This is a genomic window from Myxococcus sp. CA040A (assembly GCF_013336725.1).
Taxonomy (GTDB): domain Bacteria; phylum Myxococcota; class Myxococcia; order Myxococcales; family Myxococcaceae; genus Myxococcus; species Myxococcus llanfairpwllgwyngyllgogerychwyrndrobwllllantysiliogogogochensis.
In genome coordinates, this window is the sequence record NZ_JABUMR010000003.1 from 774518 (window position 1) to 780117 (window position 5600).

The 5600-nt window shown below is 71.8% G+C and carries 1 protein-coding gene; it reads left to right on the top strand.

Annotated elements, in window-relative coordinates:
• The first annotated feature begins 15 nt into the window (after positions 1 to 15).
• Entirely contained in the window at positions 16 to 5589 is a 5574-nt protein-coding gene (locus HUA75_RS15405) for a type I polyketide synthase (protein WP_174486813.1), read from the top strand.
• Positions 5590 to 5600 lie beyond the last annotated feature (11 nt).

Below are 5600 nucleotides of genomic sequence, written 5' to 3' on the forward strand. Positions count from 1 at the left end.
GCGGGCACGACGGCGATGAGCAAAGAATTCTACGAGAAGATTTCGAGCCTTCCTCCCAAGAGGCTCGTGTTGCTGGCGCTCGAGCTGCACGCGGAGAGCGAGGCCCTCAAGCGGACGCGTTCGGAGCCCATCGCCATCGTCGGCACTTCGTGTCGCGTGCCGGGGGGCGCGCGGACGCCGGAGGCCTTCTGGCGGCTGCTGCACGAGGGCGTGGACGCCATCACCGAAGTGCCCCGTGAGCGGTGGGACGCGGAGGCGTTGTTCGACGCCGACCCGATGAAGCAGGGCCGCACCTATGCGCGCTGGGGAGGCTTCCTCGACGGCGTGGAGAACTTCGACGCCGCGTTCTTCGGCGTGTCGCCTCGCGAAGCCGCGCGCATGGACCCGCAGCAGCGCATGCTGCTCGAAGTCGCGTGGGAGGCGCTCGAGCGCGCGGGCCAGCCGCCCGACCAGCTCGCCGGAAGCAAGACGGGCGTCTTCCTGGGCATCATCGGAAGTGACTACGCGCAGCTCCAGGCGCGGCAGCTCGGCGGGGCCCCGGACATCTACCACCTGACGGGGACATCCCTGAACGCGGCGGCGGGCCGGCTCTCCTACACGCTCGGCCTCCAGGGGCCGTGCATGGCCATCGACACGGCGTGCTCGTCGTCGCTGGTCGCGCTCCACCTGGCCTGCCAGAGCCTGCGCAACCGCGAGAGCGACGTGGCGCTGGCCGCGGGCGTCAACCTGATGCTGATGCCGGACGCGACCATCGCGCTGTCCAGCAGCAGGGGGCTCGCGCCTGACGGGCGCTGCAAGACGTTCGATGCCTCCGCCAATGGCTTCGTGCGCGCGGAGGGCTGCATCGTCCTGGTGCTCAAGCGGCTCTCCGATGCCCTGGCCCACGGTGACGAGATTCTCTCGCTCGTCGCCGGCTCGGCGGTGAACCAGGATGGCGCCAGCAGCGGACTGATGGTCCCCAACGGCCCGGCGCAGGAGCGCGTCATCGCCCAGGCCCTGGCGAGCGGTGGCCTGGAGCCCTCGCGAATCTCCTACGTCGAGGCCCACGGGACGGGCACCTCGCTGGGCGACCCCATCGAGCTTCAGGCCCTGGCGCGGGCGCTGGCGACGGGCAGGAGCGCCGAGTCGCCGCTCTTCGTGGGCTCGGTCAAGACGAACCTCGGCCACCTGGAGGCGGCGGCCGGGCTCTCCGGCGTCCTCAAGACGGCGCTCGCGCTGCGCAACGAGGCGATTCCTCCGAACCTGCACTTCCAGCGGCTCAACCCGGACATCGTCCTGGACGGCGCGCCGGTGGTCGTCCCGACGCAGGTACAGCCGTGGCCGCGTGCCGGGCAGCCGCGTCTGGCGGGGGTGAGCGCGTTCGGAATCAGTGGAACGAACGCGCATGTCATCCTGCAGGAGCCTCCGCTTCCGGCGCCCCCGCCTCCGCTTCCTTCGCGGGGCGCGGAGTTGCTCGTGCTCTCGGCGCGCGGCGCTGACGCGCTCCGGGCGATGGCCGCGAGTCACGCGCGTTGGCTCACCGAGCACCCGGACGTGTCGCCGCGCGACGTGTGCGCCACGGCGGCCCTGTCGCGCTCCCACCACGAGCAGCGGCTCGCGCTCGCGGGCCGCACGCACGCCGACTTCGTGGAGAAGCTGGAGGCGTTCGCGCGGGGCGAGTCCGTGCCCGGGGCGGCCATCGGGCGCGGCTCGGGGCAGGTCCGCCGCCGGGTCGTCTTCGTCTTCCCAGGCCAGGGTTCGCAGTGGCTGGGCATGGGTCGGAGGCTGCTTGAGGAGGAGCCCGCGTTCCGCGCCGCGCTGGAGCGGTGCGACGTGGCCATCCGGGCCTGCGCCGACTTCAGTGTCCTGGCGGAGCTCGCGGCCGAGGAGGGCCAGGGGCGTCTCCACGAGATTGACGTCATCCAGCCCGTGCTCTTCGCCATGGAGGTGGCGCTGGCGGAGCTGTGGCGCGCGTGGGGCATCGAGCCGGACGCGGTGGTGGGCCACAGCATGGGCGAAGTGGCCGCGGCACACGTGGCCGGCACGCTGAGCCTGGAGGACGCGGCGACCATCATCTGCCGCCGAAGCCGGCTGCTGCGCGGCGTGAGTGGCCAGGGCTCGATGCTCCTGGTGGACCTGACGCTGCAAGAGGCGAAAGAGGCCCTGCGCGGCTTCGAGGACCAGGTCTCCGTCGCGGTCAGCAACAGCGTGCGCTCCACCGTCCTCTCGGGAGCCCCTGGTGCCCTCGAGAAGATTTCCGGCGCGCTCACTCAGCGGGAGGTCTTCTGCCGCTTCGTGAAGGTGGACGTCGCGTCGCACAGCCCGCAGATGGACTCGCTGCGGCCGGAGCTGCTCGCGGCCCTTCAGGGCATCTCACCCCGCGCGTCGCGTGTCCCCATCTGCTCGACGGTGACGGGAGCGCTGACGGATGGCGCGGCGTTCGGCGCCTCCTACTGGGCCGACAACCTCCGTGAGCCGGTGTTGTTCTCGACGGCCATCGAGCGACTCGCGGTCGACGGACACGACATCTTCATCGAGCTGAGCCCGCATCCCATCCTCCTGCCCGCCGTGGAGCAACACCTGCGGCACCTCGGGCGCGAGGGCGCGGTGCTGCCTTCACTCCGGCGCAACGAGGATGAGCGGGGCTCGATGCTGTCGTCGCTGGGCTCCCTGTACGCCGTGGGGCATGCGGTGGACCTCCAGCGCCAGCACCCGGTGCGGGGCCGCCGGGCGGCGCTCCCCACCTATCCCTGGCAGCACGAGCGCTTCTGGTTCGAGTCGTCCCCGCGCGCGCGTCAGGTCCTGGTCGCCGGGCAGCACCCGTTGCTGGGGGCCCACGTGGCGCTGGCCGGAGAGGACGGCGCGCACCTGTGGCAGACCGGGCTGCTGGCGGACAGCCCGGCGTATCTGGGTGACCACGTCGTGCACGGAGAGGTCGTCCTTCCTGGGACGGGTTATCTCGAGATGGCGCTCGCGGGCGCCGCCGAGGCGCTGGGGCCCACGCGTCATGCGCTCGAGGACGTCAGCTTCCAGGAGATGATGGTGCTCTCCCGCGACGAGCCGCTCGCGGTGCAGATGCGCTTCACCCCGGACGAGGGCGGAGCGAAGCGGTTCCAGATTTTCAGCCGGTCCACGGAAGCGGGCGGTGGTTGGACGCTGCACGCCGAGGGCCGGCTCCGTGAAGCCGAGGCGGCGGAGGCCTTCGCGCTCGACGAGGCGCGTGCGCGGTGCACGGAGCGGATGGACGGTGAGACGCACTACCAGCTCATGAAGGAGCGGGGCGTCGACTTCGGCCCCAGCTTCCGGCTGCTGAAGGAGCTGTGGAAGGGGCCCGGCGAGGCGGTGGGGCGCCTGGAGCTGTCGTCGTCGGTTGCTTCGGAGATGGCGGCCCATCAGCTCCATCCGGCGCTGCTGGATGCCTGCCTCCAGGTCATCAACGGAGCGGGGTTGGGCGACCGGCCGGGAGAGACGTTCGTTCCGATGGCTGTCGAGAGCCTGCGCGCCCACGGGCGCCCTGGCGGGGAGCTGTGGGGACACGCCCGCATCCGGCCCGGCACGCGCAGCGGCGCGGGCTCGCTCGAAGCGGATGTGACGTTGCTGGACGGCGAGGGCCGCGTGCTGATGGAGGCCCGGGGGCTGCTGTGCCGCCGGCTGGAGGCGATGCGGCGGCGGTCCTCCGACGAGGTCGATTCGTGGATGTATCAGGTCGACTGGCAGGAGATGCCGTGTGAGCAGGTGACGCCCGCTCCGGACTCCACGCCTGGGGCCTGGCTGGTGCTCTTGGACCGCCAGGGCTTCGGCCGGAAGTTGCAGGCGGCGCTGAGCGCGCGCGGCGAGCGGTGCATCCTCGTCTCGCACGGCGAGGAGTCCCGCCTCATCGAGCCCGGGCACTACGTGGTCGACCCGTCCCGGGTGGAAGGCTTCGAGCGGATTCTGGAGGCCGAGTTCGGCGCCGGGCGGCAATCGTGCCGGGGCGTCGTCCACCTCTTCAGCCTGGATGCGCCTCGTCCCGAGGACGGGCCCCAGGCCCTGGCGCGAGCGCGGATGCTCGGGGCGGGCAGTGCGCTCCATCTCACGCAGGCGCTGGTGGCTTCGGGCTTCCGTGACATGCCTCGCTTGTGGCTGGTGACGGAAGGTGTCCAGGCCCCCCGTCCCTCGGAGCAGGTCCTCCATGTGGAGCAGGCCCCCATCTGGGGTCTGGGCCGGGTGCTCTCGCTGGAGCACCCCGAGCTCCGGTGCTGCTCGGTGGACCTGGGCGCGCTCGACGAGGACCAGGCACGCGGGCTCGCCAGTGAGTTGCTCGCGTCGACGCCGGAGGAGCAGGTTGCGCTTCGGGGGCCCGCGAGGTTCGTGGCCCGACTGTCGCGCATGGAGCGAAGCAAGGCCGCGCCGGCGGAGCTTCGCGCCGACGGCACCTATCTGATTACCGGCGGCCTGGGAGGTCTGGGCCTGAAGCTCGCGGAGTGGTTGGTGGAGCGCGGCGCCCGCCACCTCGCGCTGCTGGGCCGGGGCGGTGCCTCCGAGGAGGCGCAGCGGACGCTGGAGGGGCTGCGCGCGGCGGGCGCGGAGGTCCGGGTGTGCAAGGCCGACGTGGCGGTGCGAGCGGACCTGGAGCGGGTGTTCGGTGAACTCGCGGCCCAGATGCCTCCGCTGCGGGGAGTCTTCCACGCGGCTGCGGTGCTCGATGACGGCGTGCTGGCGAACCTCACCGCGGAACGCCTGCGCAAGGTGATGGAGCCCAAGGTCCATGGCGCGTGGAACCTGCATGTGCTGACGCAGGCCCTGCCGCTGGACAGCTTCGTGCTCTTCGCGGCGGCGGGCTCGCTGTTGGGCTCACCCGGACAGGGCAACTACGCGGCGGCCAACTTCTTCCTCGACGCGCTGGCGTCGTACCGGCGGGGACTGGGCCTGCCCGCGCTGAGCGTCGACTGGGGCGCCTGGGCTGGCGTGGGACTGGCGGCCGCGGCGGAGGCGCGCGGCGAGCGCATCTCCCAGCGAGGCGTGGACAGCATGCCGCCCGCACAGGCGCTCGAGGCGTTGGGCCGGATTCTGACGGGCTCCCACGCGCGGGTGGTGGTGATGCGCTTCGACATGCGCCAGTGGAGCGAGTTCTACCTGACGGCGGCGAAGTCGCCGTTCCTGTCACGGCTCGCTGGCGAGCAGTCCCGTCGCGCGGAAGGCCCGGCGGACCGGGGCGCCTTCGTGGAGACGCTCCGCGCGGCGGAACGGCCGAAGCGGGCTCAACTGCTGGAAACACACCTGTGCGAGCAGGCCGGGCATGTGCTCCGGCTGGCGCCCTCCCGCATCGACCCGCAGCAGCCCTTCGGCAACATGGGGCTGGACTCGCTCATGGGGCTGGAGCTGCGCAACCGGCTCGAGGCCAGCCTGGGGCTGCGGCTCCCGGCGACGCTGGTGTGGCGTTACCCGACGGTGGAGTCGCTCGTCGAGCACCTGGCCGAGCAACTGAAACTTCCCATCACGACTCAGGCCGAGCAGCCCCGCGATGAAGCGGCGGCGCTCGAAGCCGTGCTCGTCAACAACGTCAAGCAGCTCTCGGACGAAGAGGCCGAGGCGCTCCTCGCGGAGAAGCTCGCCGCATTGGCTGAGTGAAGAGAACCCCC

Bases quoted from the DNA above. Each gene is read 5' to 3' on its own strand.
- HUA75_RS15405 (WP_174486813.1), top strand. From the start codon at position 16: ATGAGCAAAGAATTCTACGAGAAGATTTCGAGCCTTCCTCCCAAGAGG.